Annotated in this window: 15 protein-coding genes; 9 read left to right on the forward strand and 6 right to left on the reverse strand. The window is 72.0% G+C overall.

All coding sequences use genetic code 11. From position 1 onward, the window contains the following. Nucleotides 1-113: 113 nt before the first annotated feature. Entirely contained in the window at nt 114-1,907 is a 1,794-nt protein-coding gene (locus AOM09_RS06520; RefSeq protein ID WP_156162268.1) for an AMP-dependent synthetase/ligase, read from the reverse strand. A gap of 85 nt (nt 1,908-1,992) precedes the next feature. Between AOM09_RS06520 and AOM09_RS06525 the strand changes: the two genes are divergently transcribed. From AOM09_RS06525 to AOM09_RS06540, 4 genes are all read left to right on the forward strand, one after another. Then, nucleotides 1,993-2,955 carry an ROK family glucokinase gene (locus AOM09_RS06525; RefSeq protein WP_062385811.1) on the forward strand — a complete coding sequence of 321 codons (963 nt, stop codon included), beginning with the start codon at nt 1,993-1,995 and terminating at the stop codon, nt 2,953-2,955. A 16-nt stretch (nt 2,956-2,971) separates the two neighbouring features. Beyond that, nucleotides 2,972-3,685, forward strand: coding sequence for a lysophospholipid acyltransferase family protein (locus tag AOM09_RS06530; protein WP_062385813.1), 714 nt, complete (start codon nt 2,972-2,974; stop codon nt 3,683-3,685). Nucleotides 3,686-3,767: 82 nt separating this feature from the next. Continuing rightward, nucleotides 3,768-4,967: a pyrophosphate--fructose-6-phosphate 1-phosphotransferase gene (locus tag AOM09_RS06535; protein ID WP_062385815.1), complete on the forward strand. Its 1,200-nt coding sequence runs from the start codon at nt 3,768-3,770 to the stop codon at nt 4,965-4,967. A gap of 4 nt (nt 4,968-4,971) precedes the next feature. After that, nucleotides 4,972-6,351, forward strand: coding sequence for a class II 3-deoxy-7-phosphoheptulonate synthase (locus AOM09_RS06540; RefSeq protein ID WP_062385817.1), 1,380 nt, complete (start codon nt 4,972-4,974; stop codon nt 6,349-6,351). Nucleotides 6,352-6,451: 100 nt separating this feature from the next. On the opposite strand, the gene pknB is transcribed toward AOM09_RS06540, so the two are convergent. After that, a complete protein-coding gene (pknB, locus tag AOM09_RS06545) occupies nt 6,452-8,416 on the reverse strand; it encodes a Stk1 family PASTA domain-containing Ser/Thr kinase (protein WP_156162269.1) in 1,965 nt (654 codons plus the stop codon). Nucleotides 8,417-8,470: 54 nt separating this feature from the next. Beyond that, on the reverse strand, nt 8,471-9,802 hold the full coding sequence (locus tag AOM09_RS06550) for a lytic transglycosylase domain-containing protein (RefSeq protein ID WP_082098902.1): 1,332 nt from the start codon (nt 9,800-9,802) through the stop codon (nt 8,471-8,473). 113 nt (nt 9,803-9,915) lie between these two features. Between AOM09_RS06550 and AOM09_RS06555 the strand changes: the two genes are divergently transcribed. After that, nucleotides 9,916-10,263 (forward strand): Rv2175c family DNA-binding protein, encoded by a 348-nt coding sequence (locus AOM09_RS06555; RefSeq protein ID WP_062385822.1) that lies wholly within the window; start codon nt 9,916-9,918, stop codon nt 10,261-10,263. Between the two features lie 11 nt (nt 10,264-10,274). On the opposite strand, the gene AOM09_RS06560 is transcribed toward AOM09_RS06555, so the two are convergent. Then, nucleotides 10,275-11,330: a polyprenyl synthetase family protein gene (locus tag AOM09_RS06560; RefSeq protein ID WP_062385824.1), complete on the reverse strand. Its 1,056-nt coding sequence runs from the start codon at nt 11,328-11,330 to the stop codon at nt 10,275-10,277. Between the two features lie 118 nt (nt 11,331-11,448). Here AOM09_RS06560 and AOM09_RS06565 point away from each other — a divergent pair, with 118 nt between their 5' ends. Beyond that, nucleotides 11,449-12,438, forward strand: coding sequence for a DUF4192 family protein (locus tag AOM09_RS06565; RefSeq protein WP_062385826.1), 990 nt, complete (start codon nt 11,449-11,451; stop codon nt 12,436-12,438). A gap of 145 nt (nt 12,439-12,583) precedes the next feature. Next, the gene (locus AOM09_RS06570) at nt 12,584-14,026 is read left to right on the forward strand and encodes an RNA polymerase sigma factor (protein WP_082098903.1); all 1,443 of its coding nucleotides are present in this window, start codon (nt 12,584-12,586) and stop codon (nt 14,024-14,026) included. Nucleotides 14,027-14,098: 72 nt separating this feature from the next. Here AOM09_RS06570 and AOM09_RS06575 read toward each other — a convergent pair whose 3' ends face one another. Further along, entirely contained in the window at nt 14,099-15,562 is a 1,464-nt protein-coding gene (locus AOM09_RS06575) for an alanine/glycine:cation symporter family protein (protein ID WP_062385827.1), read from the reverse strand. Between the two features lie 110 nt (nt 15,563-15,672). On the opposite strand from AOM09_RS06575, the gene AOM09_RS06580 reads away from it, so the two are divergent. Together AOM09_RS06580 and AOM09_RS06585 are read left to right on the forward strand one after the other, a co-directional pair. Continuing rightward, nucleotides 15,673-16,026 carry a hypothetical protein gene (locus tag AOM09_RS06580; protein WP_062385829.1) on the forward strand — a complete coding sequence of 118 codons (354 nt, stop codon included), beginning with the start codon at nt 15,673-15,675 and terminating at the stop codon, nt 16,024-16,026. Between the two features lies 1 nt (nt 16,027). After that, entirely contained in the window at nt 16,028-16,498 is a 471-nt protein-coding gene (locus AOM09_RS06585; protein WP_062385830.1) for a GNAT family N-acetyltransferase, read from the forward strand. Between the two features lie 10 nt (nt 16,499-16,508). On the opposite strand, the gene AOM09_RS06590 is transcribed toward AOM09_RS06585, so the two are convergent. Next, nucleotides 16,509-17,372 (reverse strand): TspO-related membrane protein, encoded by an 864-nt coding sequence (locus AOM09_RS06590; RefSeq protein ID WP_062385832.1) that lies wholly within the window; start codon nt 17,370-17,372, stop codon nt 16,509-16,511. Nucleotides 17,373-17,390: the final 18 nt, after the last annotated feature.

The following is a 17,390-nucleotide window of genomic DNA, read 5'->3' on the forward strand; positions in this document are numbered from 1 at the left end:
TCCGGGTTGGATTCCGGATCATGCTCGCGCCGTCCGATTCGTCCCGACAGCCCCGACTTGTGGTGCCCCTCGCTCGGGGGGCATAGGGCATGGGGTGCCGGATGCCCCCTGGTCTAGCGGGGAGCGGTCGCGTACAGCGCGTCGACGTCCGCGGCGAAGTCCCGCAGCACCTGCCCCCGCTTGACCTTCAACGACGGCGTGAGGTGGCCGCCCTCGACGGTGAAGTCGGTCGGCAGGATCTCCCAGCGCCGGATCGACTCGGCGCGCGAGACCGCGCTGTTCGCCCTGGTCACCGCCTTCTCGAGGTGCTCCCGCACCACGGGGTGCGCCGCCGCCTCCGCGACCGGCATGACGGGGAGGCCGTGGCTGGTGAGCCACCCGGGCAGCGCCTCGGCGTCAAGCGTGAGGAGCGCCCCGATGAACGGGCGCGCATCGCCGACGACCACGCACTGGCTCACGAGCGCGTACCCGCGGATCCGGTCCTCGAGCAGCGCGGGCGCGACGTTCTTGCCGCCGGCCGTGACGATGATCTCCTTCTTGCGGCCCGTGATGTAGAGGAAGCCGTCCGCGTCCTCGCGGCCGATGTCGCCCGTGTGGAACCAGCCGTCCCGCACGGCGTCGGCGGTCGCCTCGGGGTTGCGGTGGTAGCCGCGGAAGAGCATGTCTCCGCGCAGGAGGATCTCGCCGTCGTCCGCGATCCGCGTCTCGAAGCCGGGCAGCGCGGGACCGACCGAGCCGATCCGCGAGCGGGCCGTCCGGTTGACGTGCGAGGCGGCCGTGACCTCGGTGAGGCCGTAGCCCTCCATGACCTGGAGGCCGAGCCCGTTGTAGAAGTGGCCCAGGCGCTCGCCGAGCGGTGCCGATCCCGAGATCGCGTGGATCGCCCGGCCTCCGAGCACCTCGCGGATCTTCGCGAGCACCAGGCGGTCGGCCACCGCGTGGCGCGCCTTGAGGCCGAGCGAGGGACCGGACGGGGTCGCCAGCGCCGTGGAGTAGTCGATCGCCTGCTTCGCGGCCCACCGGAAGATCCGGACCTTCCCGCCGGCGGCGGCCTTCTGCTCGGCGGAGTTGTACACCTTCTCGAAGACCCGCGGCACGGCCAGGATCAAGGTCGGGCGGAAGGTCGCGAAGTACGGCACCAGCTTCCGAGAGTCGGGGCAGTACCCGATGGTGGTGCCGCAGGCGAGCAGCACCACCTCCACGAGCCGCGCGAGCGAGTGCGCGAGCGTGAGGAACAGCACGGAGCTGGAGTCCTCGCGCATGAGGACGTCCGGCAGCTCCTGCTGGATGCCGTACGTGTGGCGGACGAAGTTGAGATGCGTGAGCACCGCGCCCTTGGGCCGTCCGGTGGTGCCGGAGGTGTAGACGATCGTCGCCGGGTCCTCGAGGGTCGCCAGTGCGGCCCGTTCGGCGACGAGCGAGTCGGGGATGCCGGCGCCCGCGGCCTCGAGCGCGGCGATGCAGCCCTCGTCGATGACCTGGACGTCGCTCAGCGGGCTCTCGGGATCCGTCGCGACCTGTCGGGCGAGCGCTGCGTGCGCCTCCGTCTCGACGAACAGCAGCGACACGTCGGCGTCCGACGTGATCCAGTCGATCTGCGAGGACGACGACGTGTCGTAGATCGGGACCGGCAGCGCGCCCACGGTCCAGATCGCGATGTCGAGGATCGACCACTCGATGCGGGTCCGCGCCATGATGCCCACGCTCTGCCCCGGCTCGACGCCGCGCGCGATGAGCCCCTTCGCGACGGCGGTCACCCACGCCTGCGCCTGGGCGCCGGTGACGTCGATCCACGCGTCGTCGTCGTCGGCGTACCGCATCACCACCTTGTCGGCATGGACGCGCCACGCGTCCGCGATGAGGGCGACGATGTTGGGGGCGTAGTCCGCGGGCGCGGGATGGCTCATCTTTGGGACTCCCATGGCAGTAGGGGGGACGTGTCAGACGATAGCCTTGACGGAGTCCCAGCGAGGTAGCGGAAGGCCACAGAGAATGCATGCAATCGGCGTAGACATCGGCGGCACGAAGATCGCGGTCGGTGTGGTCGACGAGCACGGCGCGATCGTCGCGAAGACGAAGCGCAAGACCAAGCCTCAGGATCCCGCGAGCATCGATGCCGCGATCGCCGATGCGGTGGCCGAGCTCGCCGTCGATCACGAGTTCCACGCCGTGGGCCTCGCGGCCGCCGGGTTCGTCTCCTCCGATCAGGAGAACGTGCTCTTCGCCCCCAACATCGCGTGGCGCGACTACCCGCTGGCCAAGAACGTGGGCGAGCTCATCGGCCGCGACGACATCGCGGTGGTCGTGGAGAACGATGCGAACGCCGCCGGGTGGGCGGAGTTCGCCTTCGGCGCCGCTCGCGACGTCAAGCACATGGTGCTGCTCACCATCGGCACCGGCCTGGGCGCGGCGCTCGTGGTCGACGGCAAGCTGGTCCGCGGCGCCTACGGCTTCGCCGCGGAGCTCGGCCACCTGCGGGTGGTGCCCAACGGCCATTCGTGCGGCTGCGGCCTGCGCGGCTGCTGGGAGCAGTACGCCTCGGGCTCCGCCCTCACGCGCGAGGCGCGCCGCGCTGCGGTCGACCGTCCCGTCCGCGCCTCCGGGCTTCTCGAGCTCGCCGGCGGCGACGCCACGGCGATCACCGGCCCGCAGGTCACGCAGATCGCCATGGACGGTGACGAGCTCGGGCTCGAGCTGCTCGCGGAGCTGGGACGCTGGATCGGCGAGGGCTCGGCGTCGCTCGCCGCGGCGCTCGACCCCGAGCTGTTCGTCATCGGCGGGGGCGTGGTCGCCGCCGGGGACCTGCTGCTCCACCCGGCCCGCAAGGCGTTCGAGGCGAACCTGCCCGCGCGCGGCCACCGTCCCATCGTGCCCATCGTCGCCGCGGAGATGGGCAACGACGCGGGCATCGTCGGCGCCGCCGACCTCGCCCGCCTCGCCTCCGCCGACCGCTAGGAACCTCCCCGGAATCATGAGCGACACCTACTACCGCCTCTTCAAGCACGTCCTGGTCGGGCCGGCGCTCAAGGGCGTCTACAAGCCGTCCGTCGAGGGCGAGGAGCACATCCCGGAGACGGGTGGCGCGATCCTCGCGTCCAACCACCTGTCCTTCTCGGACTCGGTGTTCCTGCCCGTCGTGATCAAGCGCAAGGTGGTGTTCCTCGGCAAGGAGGAGTACTTCACCGGCAAGGGCGTCAAGGGATACGCGACGAAGGCCTTCATGGAGGGCGTCGGCACCATCCCCGTCCACCGCGGCGGCGGGCGGGCCTCGGAGGCCGCCCTGCGCACGGGCCTGCAGGTGGTGCAGGGCGGCGAGCTCCTCGGGATCTACCCGGAGGGCACCCGCAGCCCCGACGGTCGCCTCTACCGCGGCAAGACCGGGGTGGCGCGCCTCGCGATCGAGTCCGGGGCCCCCGTGATCCCCGTCGCGATGATCGACACGCACATCGCGCAGCCCATCGGGCAGAAGGTGCCCAAGCGCCACCCGATCGGCGTGCGCATCGGCCCCGCCATCGACCTGTCGGACTTCGACGGTCGGCAGGAGGACCGGGCCGCGCTGCGCGAGGCCACCGACCGCATCATGGCCGCGATCGCCGCGCTGTCGGGTCAGGAGTACGTCGAGCGCGACGCCGCGATCGTGAAGCGGGAGCTCGCCAAGGAGGCTCGCCGGGAGGCGGGGGAGTAGGTCCCCCGTCCCGGCTCCGCGCGCATCGTCGCGCGCCTAGAATGACCACGAAATCCGCAAGACACAGAACGAAAGGTCCGTCATGTCGGTTCGCCGCGTTGCACTCCTGACCGCCGGTGGGTTCGCTCCCTGCCTCTCCTCAGCGGTGGGAGGCCTGATCGAGCGCTACACCGAGATCGCCCCCGAGGTGGAGATCATCGCCTATGAGCACGGCTACTGGGGCCTGCTGCTCGGCAAGAAGATCGTGATCGACGACGAGGTCCGCAAGCACGCCGGCCTGCTCCACGAGTTCGGCGGCTCGCCCATCGGCAACTCGCGCGTCAAGCTCACCAACGTCGCGGACTGCGTCAAGCGCGGCCTCGTGCAGGAGGGCGAGGACCCGCTGGCCGTCGCGGCCGAGCAGCTCAAGGCCGATGGCGTCGACGTGCTCCACACCATCGGCGGCGACGACACGAACACGACGGCCGCCGACCTCGCCGCGTACCTCGCCGACAACGACTACGGCCTCACCGTCGTAGGCCTGCCCAAGACCATCGACAACGACGTGGTGCCGATCCGCCAGTCGCTGGGCGCCTGGACCGCCGCCGAGGAGGCCGCCAAGTTCGGCCGCAACATCATCGGCGAGCACCGGTCGGGTCCGCGCATGCTCATCATCCACGAGGTCATGGGTCGCGCGTGCGGCTGGCTGACCGCCGCCGCGGCGATGAAGTACCGCGAGGACCTCGCGACCCGCACGTTCCTGCCCGGCATCGGGCTCACCAAGGAGCGCTGGGACATCCACGCCGTGTACGTCCCCGAGCAGAAGCTCGACATCGACGCCGAGGCGGCGCGCCTGCGCACCGTCATGGACGAGGTCGGCAACGTCAACATCTTCCTGTCGGAGGGCGCCGGCGTGCCCGAGATCATCGCGGAGATGGAGGCGACCGGCCAGGAGGTCAAGCGCGACCCCTTCGGCCACGTGCGCCTCGACGAGATCAACCCCGGCCAGTGGTTCGCGAAGCAGTTCGCGGAGAAGCTGGGCGCCGAGAAGGTCATGGTCCAGAAGTCGGGCTACTTCTCGCGCGCGGCGGCCGCCAACGCCGAGGACCTGCGTCTCATCAAGTCGATGACCGACTACGCCGTCGAGTGCGCGCTGCGCGGCGAGCCCGGCGTGATCGGCCACGACGAGGAGGACGGCGACCGTCTCAAGGCGATCCCGTTCCCGCGCATCGCGGGCCACAAGCCGTTCGACACCACCACCCCGTGGTACGTCGAGACGCTCGAGGCGATCGGGCAGGCGTAATCACATGACAGAGGCTGCCCTGACGGCGGCGGGCGTCGACTCGTACCTCTCCAAGGAGGCGAGGCAGCAGCCGCAGTGGCCCGACGCCGCTGCGCTGCGACGCGCGACCGACCGTCTCACGCAGGTCCCCCCTCTGGTGTTCGCGGGCGAGGCGGACCGGCTGCGCGCGCAGCTGGCCGCCGCGTCCCGCGGCGAGGCATTCGTCCTCCAGGGCGGCGACTGCGCCGAGATCTTCGCGGAGGCCACGGCCGACCGCATCCGGAACAAGATCAAGACCATCCTCCAGATGGCGGTCATCCTCACCTACGGCGCCTCGACGCCCGTGGTGAAGATCGGCCGCATGGCGGGCCAGTACGCGAAGCCGCGGTCGTCGGACACGGAGACCCGTGACGGCCTCACGCTGCCCGTGTACCGGGGCGACATCGTCAACTCCTCGGGCTTCACCGAGGACGAGCGGATCCCGAACCCCGACCGTCTGCTCGATGCGTACCACGTGTCGGCTTCCACGCTCAACCTCATCCGCGCGTTCACGCAGGGCGGCTTCGCCGACCTGCGTCGCGTCCACCAGTGGAACAAGGGCTTCGCCGCCAACCCGGCCTACGCGAAGTACGAGGCGTTCGCGAAGGAGATCGACCGTGCCGTGCGCTTCATGGGCGCGGCCGGCGGCGACTTCGAGGCGCTCAAGACGGTCGAGCTGTTCTCGAGCCACGAGGCGCTCCTGCTCGATTACGAGCGCGCGCTCACGCGCATCGACTCGCGCTCGGGCCTGCCGTACGACTGCTCGGCGCACTTCCTGTGGATCGGCGAGCGCACCCGACAGCTCGACGGCGCGCACGTCGAGTTCCTGTCGAAGGTGCACAACCCGCTCGCGGTGAAGCTCGGGCCCACCGCCACGTCCGCGGACGCGGTCGAGCTCGCGGAGCGCCTCAACCCGGAGAACATCCCGGGCCGCCTGACGTTCGTCGCCCGCATGGGCGCCGACAAGGTGCGGGACGCGCTCCCGGGCATCGTCGAGGGCGTGCGGGACTCCGGAGTGGCGGTCACCTGGCTCACCGACCCGATGCACGGCAACACGTTCACGTCGGACTCGGGCTACAAGACGCGCAAGTTCGACACGATCCTCGACGAGGTCACCGGCTTCTTCGAGGTGCACGAGGCGCTGGGAACCGTCCCGGGCGGCCTGCACGTGGAGCTCACGGGCGACGACGTGACCGAGGTCATGGGCGGCACCGAGAAGATCGACGACGAGGGCCTGGCCCGGCGCTACGAGACCAAGGTCGACCCGCGCCTCAACCACCAGCAGTCGCTCGAGCTCGCGTTCCTGGTGGCCGACCTGCTCGCGCGCCACAAGGCGCGCCTGCCGCAGGAGGACGAGCTGGCCTAGCCGCCTCGTCCACGCACGAAGGCCCCGTCCGGACGGACGGGGCCTTCGTCGTGCTTGGGGAAGGGACGATGCGAAGGCGGGCCGCGCATCGTCCGTTCCGTCAGTCGTACTGCAGGATCAGATCCGTGCCGCGCTCCACCTGGATGCCGGGCTGCAGGTTCTGGTCGACGATCTTGTCCTTGTCGCTGAGGAAGCTCCACTTGCCCGTGGTGGTGACCTTGAGACCGGACGCGTTCGCCGCCCGGACAGCCTCGTCGTAGTCCATGCCGACGTAGTTGTCGACGGTGACGAGCGGCGGGCCGTCCGAGACCGTGATGGTGATGCTGTCGAGCCGGTGGCCCGCCTCGCCCGCGCCGGGTGTCTGCGCGAACACGATGCCCTTGTCCGCCTCCTCGGTGCGTTCGTGCTCGACGGTCACGTCGAGGCTGTAGTCGTCCGCCTCGAGCGCCGCCACCGCCTCGTCCTCCGTCATGCCCGTGACCTGGGGGAACTCGATGGGGGCGGGACCGGCGGACACCTCGAGCGACACCGGGGTGTCGTGGGGCACGGACTCGCCGGCCTCCGGCGTGATCGACATGACCTCGCCGGCGGCGATGGTGTCGGAGAACGTCTCGGACACGTCGCCGAGCGGGAGCTCGAGCTCCGCGAGCCGCGCCTCCGCGTCCTCCTGCGACCGGCCCACGAGCTTCGGCACGTCCGTCATGCGCGGCCCCTTGGACACCGTCACGGTGACCACGGCATCGTTGAGGACGCGCTGCTGCGCGCCGGGATCGGTCGAGATGACGAAGCCGTCGGGGATCACGTCGTCGAAGGTGCGCTCGACGTCGGGCGTGAGGCCCGCGCCCTTGAGGATCGCGGTCGCGTCCTCCTCCGTCTCGTTCACCACGGACGGAACGGTCGTGTAGGCGCCCGGGCCGATCGAGTTGTACCACCAGAGCCCGCCGCCGCCGAGCACGAGCAGCGCGACGATGACCGCCGCGATCCACCAGCCCGCACGGCGCTCCGCGCGCTGCGGCTCCCGCGCCTCCGGGTCGTCGTCGGGAAGCGGCTGGAGCTCAGCACCCACGGCGGCGAAGGGGTGGCCGAGCCCGATGGGCAGCGCCACGGTCGAGCCGGGCGACGCCGACTCGAGCACGGCGGTCGCGTCGCCGTCGCGCACGAGGACGGTCGAGCCCGACGGGGGGTCGGCGCGCCGGTCGAGCGTGGGCTCGTCGAGCAGCCCGCGGGTGCGCCGCACGAGCTGCAGCGCCTCGCCGGCGTCCTGCGGGCGCGCCTCCGGGTCGCGGGCGGTCAGGGACGCGACCAGCTCGTCGATCTCCGGAGGCAGCCACGCCACCACCGTCGACGGGGCAGGGACGTCGTCGTGCACGTGCTTGGTCGCGACCTGGATCGCGGTGGTACCGGTGTGCGGCTGGCGGCCGGTGACGAGCTCGTACAGGAGCACGCCCGTCGCGTAGACGTCGGTGCGCGCGTCGGACACGCCGTTGGTGATGAGCTCGGGGCCCAGGTACGCCACCGTGCCCAGGATCGTCCCGGAGGTGCTCGAGGTCACCTCGGTGACCGCCCGGGCGAGCCCGAAGTCGGCGACGCGGGGCCGTCCCTCCGAGTCGATGAGGACGTTCTCGGGCTTGACGTCCTGATGGACCAGCCCCTGGCGGTGCGCCGACGCAAGGGCGTCGAGCACCTGCTCGACCGTCGTGAGCGCGGCGGCGAGCGACAGGGTTCCCTCGTGCGCGAGGACCTCGCGCAGATTCTCGCCGTCGACGTACTCCATGGTGAGGTAGGAGACGTCCGCGTCGACGCCTTGGTCGTAGACCCGCACCACGCCCGGGTGCGTGAGGCGCGCGGCCGCCTTCGCCTCGCGCCGGAACCGGGCCACGAACTCCCGCGAGTTCGGGTCGACCTCGAGGTGGCGGTGCATGACCTTCAGCGCGACGTCGCGCTCGAGGCGGCGGTCGAAGGCGAGGTAGACCGTGGCCATGCCCCCCGCGGCGATCCGCTCGCGCACCTCGTAGCGGCCGTCGATGACGCGGCCCAGGAGGGGATCGGTGAGGGTGTCGGACACGCCGCCCATTCTAGGCGTCCGCCCTGCCGGCTCCGACGGTGCGCGCGCGGCGCGTCAGCTGAACCGCGCCATGAGCGCCTTGACGCTCGCGACGTAGCCGACGGTGTCGGAGTGGTAGCCGTGGTCGATGACGGCGGCGGCGCCCTGGTAGTACCCCGCGATCGCGTCCTCGACGCTCGTGAAGGTGCGGTCGAGCGCCCGCAGGATGAGCACGCCCGCGAGGACGTTGTCACGCGGGTCGAGCAGGTCGAGCCGCCGCCCCGCCATGTCGGAGGCCCACTCGCCCGAGGTGGGGATCACCTGCATCACGCCCACCGCGTTGGCGGGGGAGACCGCGCGCATGTCGAAGCCGGACTCCTGGTACGAGATGGCCTGGGCGAGCACCGGGTCGACGCCATGCTCCTTCGCGGTCGCGATGATGATCCGCTGCATGTCGTCCCGCGACGGCACGGCCCGCGTGAGCAGGACGGCCTTGTTCTGGTTGGCGGCCCGGACGATGTCGGAGGCGTAGGTGCGTCCCGCGAACGTGTCGCCGACCAGCGGCTCGGTCGAATCGCCCGGCACGGTGAGGCGCTGGCCCACCCGGATGAGCGACGCGTTCGCGAGCGTGTTCTCGCGGGCGAGCACGGCGACCGTGGTGCCGTGCCGCTGCGCGATCGACGAGAGCGTGTCGCCGGCCTTGACCGTGTAATGGGTGCGGGACGCGGCGGCCGGGGCCGTCTGCGTCGTGGCCGTGCGGGAGGACGATGCGGAGGTCGCCTTCCCTGGGATGGAGAGGCGCTGGCCGACCGTGATGAAGGAGGCGTTCGCCAGGGTGTTGGCCTTCGCGAGGGAGGCGACCGTGGTGCCGTGCCTCTGCGCGATCTCCGACAGCGTGTCGCCCGAGCGGACGGTGTAGGTCGACGCCGTCCTTGCCGTCGGCTGCGACGTGTGGGACGCGGAGGCGGAGGCCTGGCCCGAGCCACCGATGGTGAGTCGCTGCCCGGGGAAGATCAGTGCGGCGTTCGCCAGGTGGTTGTCCCGCGCGAGCCTCGCGACCGTGGTGCCGTGGCGGTGCGCGATCTCGGACAGCGTGTCGCCCGATTTGACGGTGTACGTGGCGGCGAGGGTCGTCACCTTCGTCGAGGGCTTGCCGGCGGATCCCGTCGGCACGGTGACGGTGGTGCCGACGTAGATGGTGGCCCGCGAGTCGAGGTCGTTCGCGGCGACGATCGCGGGGATGGTGCTGCCGTAACGATGCGCGAGGTGCGACACCGTGTCACCCGGTTCGACGCGGTGCTGCTCGTCCGCGGCAGCCGGGGCCGTCGTCGCGAGGCCGAAGAAGGTGGCGATCGCGGCGGTGGTCGCCGCGGGTCCGGCGGGGACGAGGGGGGACGTCGCAGCCATGCATGCCTCCGGTGTGAGAGATGGTGCTCAAGTGACGGATGTGACAAAAGTGACCGTAACCCCGGTCCGGGCGCGGCCGCAAGGGGTCCGGCCACGGTCGGTACCCTGGTGCCATGACCGACGCCATGTGGCTCACCGTTCCCGACTTCGCCGACCGCCTGGGGTCCACCCCGAGCAAGGTGCGTGACATGCTCCGCGAGGGCGACCTGCTCGCCGTGCGCCGCGGAGAGCGTCAGACCCTGCAGATCCCCGCCGACGTCATCGTCGACGGCGACGCCGGTCCCGAGGTGATCGCGACGCTGCGCGGCACGCTGACGCTGCTGCGCGACGCGGGCATGGACGACGCCGAATGCGCGGAGTGGCTGCTTTCGGACGAGCCGGAGCTCGGCATGTCGCCGCTCGCCGCGCTGCGCGAGGGACGTCGCGCGCACGTGCGGCGCGTCGCGCAGGCGCTCCTGTAACGAGGCGCAGGCTAGGACGCGCGGTCGACCGCGGCGTCGACCAAGGCGAGCACCGGCTCCGGCCGCGCGAGGGCCGCGACCAGGGATTCGCGTGCGAGCGCGGCCTGGGTCGCGATCTCCCGCTCGGCCGCCGCGAGCGCTCCGGAGGACTCGATCGCGGCGATCGCGGTGGCGAGCTCGGCCTCGGCGGCCGACGCGCGGCCGAGCACACGCTCGACCGCCGCGCGCTCGGCGGCGTCGCCGTGGGCGAGCGCGTGCCACACGAGGAGGGTGCGCTTGCCCTCGCGGAGGTCGTCCCCGACGGGCTTGCCGGTCACCTGCGGGCTGCCCGTGAGCCCGAGCACGTCGTCGCGCAGCTGGAACGCGACCCCCAGCGGCAGGCCCGCACCGCGGAGCGCGGTGATCGTCGCGTGCTCTGCCCCGGCCACGGCCGCGCCGAGCGCGAGCGGGAACTCCGCCGTGTAGGAGGCCGTCTTCGCGCGCATCACCGCGCGGATGTCTACCTCGAGCGCGGCCAGGTCGGACCACGGCGCGGCGGCGACGCGCATGTCGAGGTGCTGTCCCGCCGTGACGAGCGCCGCCATCTCGTCGAACAGGTCGCCGACCATGTCACCGGCGGCTCGGGCCGCGAGCGTGGCTCCCCGCAGCGCCGCGACGAGCGCGACGTCACCCGCGAGGATCGCTCCCGCGCGCCCGTACGCCTCGGCGTCGCCGGGCCAGCCCGCCTGCCGGTGACGCGCCTCGAACGCGCGGTGCGCCGCGGGCCGACCACGACGCATGTCCGAGCCGTCGAGCACGTCGTCGTGGAGCAGCGCCGCCGTCTGGAACAGCTCGAGCGACGCGGCGACGCCCGCCGCGACGTCGGGGTCGTTGCCGCCGCACGCCTCGAACGATGCGAGCAGCAGCAGTCCCCGGAACGCCTTGCCTCCCTGGGAGGACTCGGCGAGCTGGTCGATCAGGTCGATCCCGGCCGCACCGCCGGGACTCATGGCGCTGCCGGCCCACGACAGCAGGGTGGCGGTGCGGTCGGCGATGAGGGCGCGATGGCGGGTGTGCGTCGCATGCATGCGACCAGCGTAGGGGCGCGGGACGAGGCGAGGTCCCCAGGCCGGCCGCGCCCGCCGGCACTCCACAGAACCGCTCGCGGGAACCTCGCGGCGGCGGATCCCGCCTCACGCTCGTCCCATGACGACGATCACCGGACCCGGCGAGCTGGCCTCCCTCATCCCCGCGCTCCTCGGATTCGAGCCCGAGGACTCGGTGGTGGCCGTGGTGGTGCGCGAGCACGGGGAGCTCGGGGCGATCCTGCGCCTCGACGAGCGCGACCTGGTCGGAGACCGCCGCGAGGATCCCGCGCGGGACCTCGCGCTCGTCGCGATGCGCGAGGGTGCGCGCTCCGCGATCGTGCTCGCGTACACGCGTGACGAGTCCATCGCGATCGAGGCGCTCGCGACGGCCGTGGCCGCGCTCGACGAGACGGTGGCGAGCGTCGAGCCGTGGATCGTAGTTGCGGGACGGTACTTCTGTCCCGACTGCGACGACCCTCGGTGCTGCCCTCCCGGCGGGAGGCCGGTGCCTCCGGGCGCCTCGGTGCCCGGACCGGCCGTGCGCCTGCGCCGCATGCCCGGGTCGGGGCGTGCCCCTGCGGCGCAACGGCGCCTGGCGGCACGTGCGGCGCGCCGGTGGGAGGACCGCGCGCCGCGCGACCTCGAGGCATGGCGCACCGAGTCGGCGCGTCGCTGGAGAGCCGTGCTGCGCGACGGCGTCGACGGGCCCGCGCGCCTGGGTGCGCTCGGCGCCGCGCTCGCGGATGTGCGGGTGCGCGATGCGGTCCTCCTCATGCTGGTGCCCGGCGCGGACGAGGCCGTCGAGGATGCGCTGCGGGGCATCGACTCGCTCGCGCTCGGGCGGGCGCTGGGGGAGGGCATGCGACCCGCGACGCCGCCGGACCCGGGGACCGCGCGGCGCGCCCGGACCCTGCTGCTCGACCTCCTCGCGCATCTGCCGGCGCGCCTGTGCGCACCCCCTGCCGCGACGCTCGCCGTGATCGCGTGGTGGAGCGGTGGCGAGCGGGAGGCGCGGGAGTGGTGCGCGGTCGCCCTCGACCACGATCCCCGGTATCGTCTTGCGCTTCTGGTGCTGGCCCTCATCGACGCCGCGGGCCCGTCGCGCTGACGGTGCCGCGCGCGGGTCACGATCGCGTAAGAAGATGGCCGCGATGGAACGGATCGATTGACAAGAGCGTTACAATCTAATGGATTTGCGCGAGGCGATCAGCGGGGCCTCACCATCCACTCCGTGACAGGTCGAGAGGGAAGCCGTGTCGCCAGAGCAGCACAGTCGCGCCGACGGGAGGTCTGCCGTCGACGCGATGCGTCGCCCGGCGGCCGCTGCCGGCGCAACCCCCGCATCGTCCGACGCTTCGCTGCCGCCTGTCGGCAGCTCAACCGAGAAGGAGAAGGCCACGACTACCGCAGCCGCATCCAAGTCCACCGGAGCCTCGACCAAGGCGACGCCCGCGCGCGCCGCGAAGGCCGACCCGGAGGCCGTCGAGGAGCAGGCTCAGGCCGCCGCTCCCCAGCGCAAGGCCGCCCCCAAGCGCGCCGCGAAGGCACCCGCGAAGGGCGCAGCCACGTCGGCCAAGAAGGCGGCCGATGCCGAGGGCGACGAGGCCGAGGACGTCGTGATCGAGGACGCCGACCTCGACAGCGCTGACGGCCCCGACGCGTCGGACGTCTCGGAGGACGAGGACGACGCGAAGCCCGCCGCGAAGGAGGACGAGACCGAGAGCCGCGGCTTCGTGCTCGCCGCGGGCGACGACGACGCCCCGGTCCAGCAGGTCATGACCGCCGGCGCCACGGCGGACCCGGTCAAGGACTACCTCAAGCAGATCGGCAAGGTCGCGCTCCTCAACGCCGAGCAGGAGGTCGACCTCGCGAAGCGCATCGAGGCCGGCCTGTTCGCCGAGGAGAAGCTCGGCTCGGGCGAGAAGCTCGCGCCGAAGCTCCGCCGCGAGCTCGAGTGGATCGCGAACGACGGGCGCCACGCCAAGAACCACCTGCTCGAGGCGAACCTGCGACTCGTCGTCTCGCTCGCCAAGCGCTACACGGGCCGCGGCATGCTGTTCCTGGACCTCATCCAGGAGGGCAACCTCGGTCTCATCCGCGCGGTCGAGAAGTTCGACTACACCAAGGGCTACAAGTTCTCGACCTACGCGACGTGGTGGATCCGTCAGGCGATCACGCGCGCGATGGCGGACCAGGCGCGCACCATCCGCATCCCGGTCCACATGGTCGAGGTCATCAACAAGCTCGCGCGCGTCCAGCGCCAGATGCTCCAGGACCTGGGCCGTGAGCCCACGCCGGAGGAGCTGGCCAAGGAGCTCGACATGACCCCCGAGAAGGTCGTCGAGGTCCAGAAGTACGGCCGCGAGCCCATCTCCCTCCACACCCCGCTCGGTGAGGACGGCGACTCCGAGTTCGGCGACCTCATCGAGGACTCCGAGGCCGTGGTCCCCGCCGACGCGGTGGGCTTCACGCTTCTCCAGGAGGAGCTGAGCAAGGTCATGGACACGCTCAGCGAGCGCGAGGCCGGCGTGGTCGGCATGCGCTTCGGGCTCACGGACGGCCAGCCGAAGACGCTCGACGAGATCGGCCGCGTGTTCGGCGTCACGCGCGAGCGCATCCGCCAGATCGAGTCCAAGACGATGTCGAAGCTGCGTCACCCGTCGCGCTCGCAGGTGCTGCGCGACTACCTGGACTGACGGGCATCGCCCCGTGACGAAGGCGCCTACCCCGGTCGGGGTGGGCGCCTTCGTCGTGTCCGGGGTGGGGAGCTAGCCGCCGGTGCCGGAGCGCGGAGGCAACCCCGTCACGGACTGCTCGTCCTCCCAGACCTCGACGCCCCGCGCTCCCGGCAGCCGGTCGCGGGTGAACACCGGGTCGCGGCCCTCGCGTCGCTGCACGCGGAAGTCCTTGAGCAGCGCGAAGGCGTGGCGGGACAGGGGCGCGATCGCGACGAGGTTGATGATCGCCAGCACCCCGAGCAGCAGATCCGACAGGGACCACACCACGGACGCCGTCACGAGCCCGCCCACGAGCACGGCGCCGAGCACCAGGACCCGGTAGACCCAGAGGGCTGCGGGGTGCTCGCTCATGAACTCGACGTTCGACTCGCCGTAGAAGTAGAGGCCGAGGATGGTGCTGAACGCAAGCATGAACACGATCACTGACAACAGGATCCCGGCCCAGCCTCCCAGCGATCCGACGATCGCGTCGTGGGTGAGCGCGATCCCGGGCTCCGCGGACTCGAGGTCGGGTCGCGTCACGAGGATGATGAAGGCGGTGATCGAGCACACGAAGAATGTGTCGAAGTAGACGCCGAGCGTCTGCACGAGGCCCTGCTTGACAGGGTGCGTCGTCGCCGCGCTGGCGGCGGCATTGGGGGCGGTGCCGAAGCCGGCCTCGTTCGAGAACATGCCGCGCTGGACCCCGGTGAGGATGACGGTGCCGATCGCGCCGCCGGCGACGGCCTCACCCGTGACCGCGTCGTGCGCGATCGCCGCGAGCACGGGCCCGACGGCGTCGAGGTGCAGGACCACGATGACGACGCCGAGCGCGAGGTACAGGACCGCCATCGCCGGCACGAGCGTCTCCGTCACGAGCGCGATGCGGTGGGTCCCGCCGAGCACCACGGCGGCGGTCGCCACGGCGACGAACGTCGCGACCGCCGGTGCGACCCAGCCCGGCGCGCCACCGTCGAACGAGTTGGTGACGGTCTCGGCGATGGTGAACGACTGGAGCATGTTGACCGCGAGCGGCGCGGCCACGATGAGCACGATCGCGAGGACGACGCCGAGCCACCGCCGGCCCAGGCCGCGTTGGATGTAGTACGCGGGGCCGCCCCGGAACCCGGCGGCGTCGCGATGCTTGTACAGCTGCGCGAGCGTGGCCTCGACGAAGCCGGTCGCGGAACCGAACAGCGCCATGAGCCACATCCATGCGACGGCGCCGGGCCCGCCGACCGCGATCGCGGTGCCCACGCCCGCGATGTTGCCGATGCCCACGCGCGAGGCGGCGGACACGGTGAAGGCCTGGAAGGCGGAGAGCGATTGCGCGTGCCCGCGCGCATCCGTCGGGGTGCGGTCGCTCAGCCCCCGGAACATCTGCGGGAGCATGCGCACCTGCACCAGGCCGGAGCGGCCGGTGAAGTACAGGCCGAGCACCGCGACCAGCGGCAGGACCAGCCACGTCCACAGGCTGTCGCTTGCGGAGACCACCCAGCTCTCGAAGGCGCTCATAGGACTCCCACGCTAGGCGGTCACCCGCATCGGCGCTGGTTCAGGGGTGAGGCATGCGCACGCGCACGCTAGCATCGTGCCGTCCCGCTGTTCTACCGAGGAGTTGCCCCGTGACCGCTCTGCGCTACGCCCTGCTGGTGCTCCACTTCATCGGCCTGGCCGCGATCCTCGGGCCCGCGCTCGAGCAGCTCCGGGCGGACACGAAGCGCATCACCATCGCGATGCTGTGGGGTGCGCGCGCGCAGATCGTCACGGGCCTCGCGCTCGCGGGGCTCGCATTCGCGCGATCCGACGAGACGGGCTACGAGCCCGACCACGTGAAGATCGCCGTGAAGCTCGTCATCGCGCTCGCGATCGCCGGCATCGCTGAGTCGAGCCGCAAGCGCGAGAACCCGGTGGTCCAGTACTGGCTCGTGGGTGCGCTGACGGTGGTCAACATCGTCGTCGCCGTCGCGTGGCGCTGAGGTGACCGAGGTCCGTCCCGCGACCTCGGAGGACGCAGCCGAGATCGTCCACCTCGGCGCGCTCATGTACAAGGCGGTCGGGGCCAAGCCCACGCCCACCTGGGCCGTCGAGTCGACGCGCACGGTCCGCGACCGGATGGGGCAGGACCTGTTCGGGATGGTGATCGACGCCCCGGAGGGCGGGCTGGCCGCGTGCGGCCTGGTCAACGTCGCGCGCAGGCTGGCGCGACCCGGCGCGCAGGCGCACGAGATGGGCTACATCCAATGGGTGTCCACGGCGCCGCAGCACCAGCGCAAGGGCTACGCGCGCGCGATCATGGAGGCGCTGCTCGCCGAGACGGACCGACGGGGGATCGAGGTGGTCGAGCTGCACGCAAGCCCCGCGGGCCTGCATCTCTACCAGGACCTCGGATTCTTCATCAAGCACGACAACGTGGCGATGACCTCGCAGCGCCTGCGGCCGCGCCGGTAGCAGGACCTCGTCAGCCGTAATCCTCGACGCCGCGCTCGCGCGCACGTCGCGCCCGCACCACGCGCGCGACGGCCGCCGCGATGGTGGCGACCGCCGTGGTGAGGACCACGCAGGCCGCCGCCGCGAGCGCGGTCCACCCGACCAGCGCATCGGCCGGCTCGCCGTGGAGCCGTCCCTCGCCGATCCACGCGAGGCCCCACGCGAAGCCCGCCGTGGCGACCCAGCCGAGCGCGGGCGACGCCGACAGGTCGCGCACCATCGCGACGCCGAGGAAGCCGGTGCCCACGAGCACGCCGAGCGCCGCGGGCATGCCCGCATCGGCCGGCGTGCCGAGCCACCACGCGCCGAGCGCGGTGACGTTCGCGACCGTGGCGACGGCCGCCCAGCCGAGGAAGAGGCCGACGGGCAGGTCGATCGTGGCCGCCTCGAGGAGACCTCTGGCGGGCCGGCGGACCAGCACCGCGGCCGCCCAGCCGAGGCACGCGACCAGCGCGGCGCATGCGCCGACAGAGGCCGCGAGCCATCCGTGCTGGATGGTGTAGACCCATACGAAGCTCATGACCATCGCGAGCAGCATGGGCAGGCTCGCGGCGCGGACCCGGCTGCTCGAGCCCGGCCGCGGCAGCGCCTGCGCGACGGCGAACACCGCCAGGCCGGCATAGATCGCGCCCCAGATCGCGAACGCGGGCGCGGCCGGCGCGATCAGCGTGGCGTCCGAGGCGAGCGCTCCGTCGACGGCCTCCTCGATCGGGGTGCCGCCGAAGGCGCCCGAGCCCCAGGCGCCGCCGAGGATCGCGAGGATCGCGGACGCGGCCACCACCCCGCGCGCGACCAGGTCGCCAGGTGTGATCCGCCGCTGTGCCGTCACGGTCATCGTGCCCCCTTCATGCCA

This window comes from Demequina iriomotensis, from assembly GCF_000971395.1.
GTDB classification, from domain to species: Bacteria; Actinomycetota; Actinomycetes; order Actinomycetales; family Demequinaceae; genus Demequina; species Demequina iriomotensis.

Excerpts from the sequence above, each read along its gene's own strand:
- AOM09_RS06520 (WP_156162268.1), bottom strand. The coding sequence starts at position 1,907 with ATGAGCCATCCCGCGCCCGCGGACTACGCCCCCAACATCGTCGCCCTC.
- AOM09_RS06525 (WP_062385811.1), top strand. The coding sequence starts at position 1,993 with ATGCATGCAATCGGCGTAGACATCGGCGGCACGAAGATCGCGGTCGGT.
- AOM09_RS06530 (WP_062385813.1), top strand. The coding sequence starts at position 2,972 with ATGAGCGACACCTACTACCGCCTCTTCAAGCACGTCCTGGTCGGGCCG.
- AOM09_RS06535 (WP_062385815.1), top strand. The coding sequence starts at position 3,768 with ATGTCGGTTCGCCGCGTTGCACTCCTGACCGCCGGTGGGTTCGCTCCC.
- AOM09_RS06540 (WP_062385817.1), top strand. The coding sequence starts at position 4,972 with ATGACAGAGGCTGCCCTGACGGCGGCGGGCGTCGACTCGTACCTCTCC.
- AOM09_RS06550 (WP_082098902.1), bottom strand. The coding sequence starts at position 9,802 with ATGGCTGCGACGTCCCCCCTCGTCCCCGCCGGACCCGCGGCGACCACC.
- AOM09_RS06555 (WP_062385822.1), top strand. The coding sequence starts at position 9,916 with ATGACCGACGCCATGTGGCTCACCGTTCCCGACTTCGCCGACCGCCTG.
- AOM09_RS06560 (WP_062385824.1), bottom strand. The coding sequence starts at position 11,330 with ATGCATGCGACGCACACCCGCCATCGCGCCCTCATCGCCGACCGCACC.
- AOM09_RS06565 (WP_062385826.1), top strand. The coding sequence starts at position 11,449 with ATGACGACGATCACCGGACCCGGCGAGCTGGCCTCCCTCATCCCCGCG.
- AOM09_RS06575 (WP_062385827.1), bottom strand. The coding sequence starts at position 15,562 with ATGAGCGCCTTCGAGAGCTGGGTGGTCTCCGCAAGCGACAGCCTGTGG.
- AOM09_RS06590 (WP_062385832.1), bottom strand. The coding sequence starts at position 17,372 with ATGACCGTGACGGCACAGCGGCGGATCACACCTGGCGACCTGGTCGCG.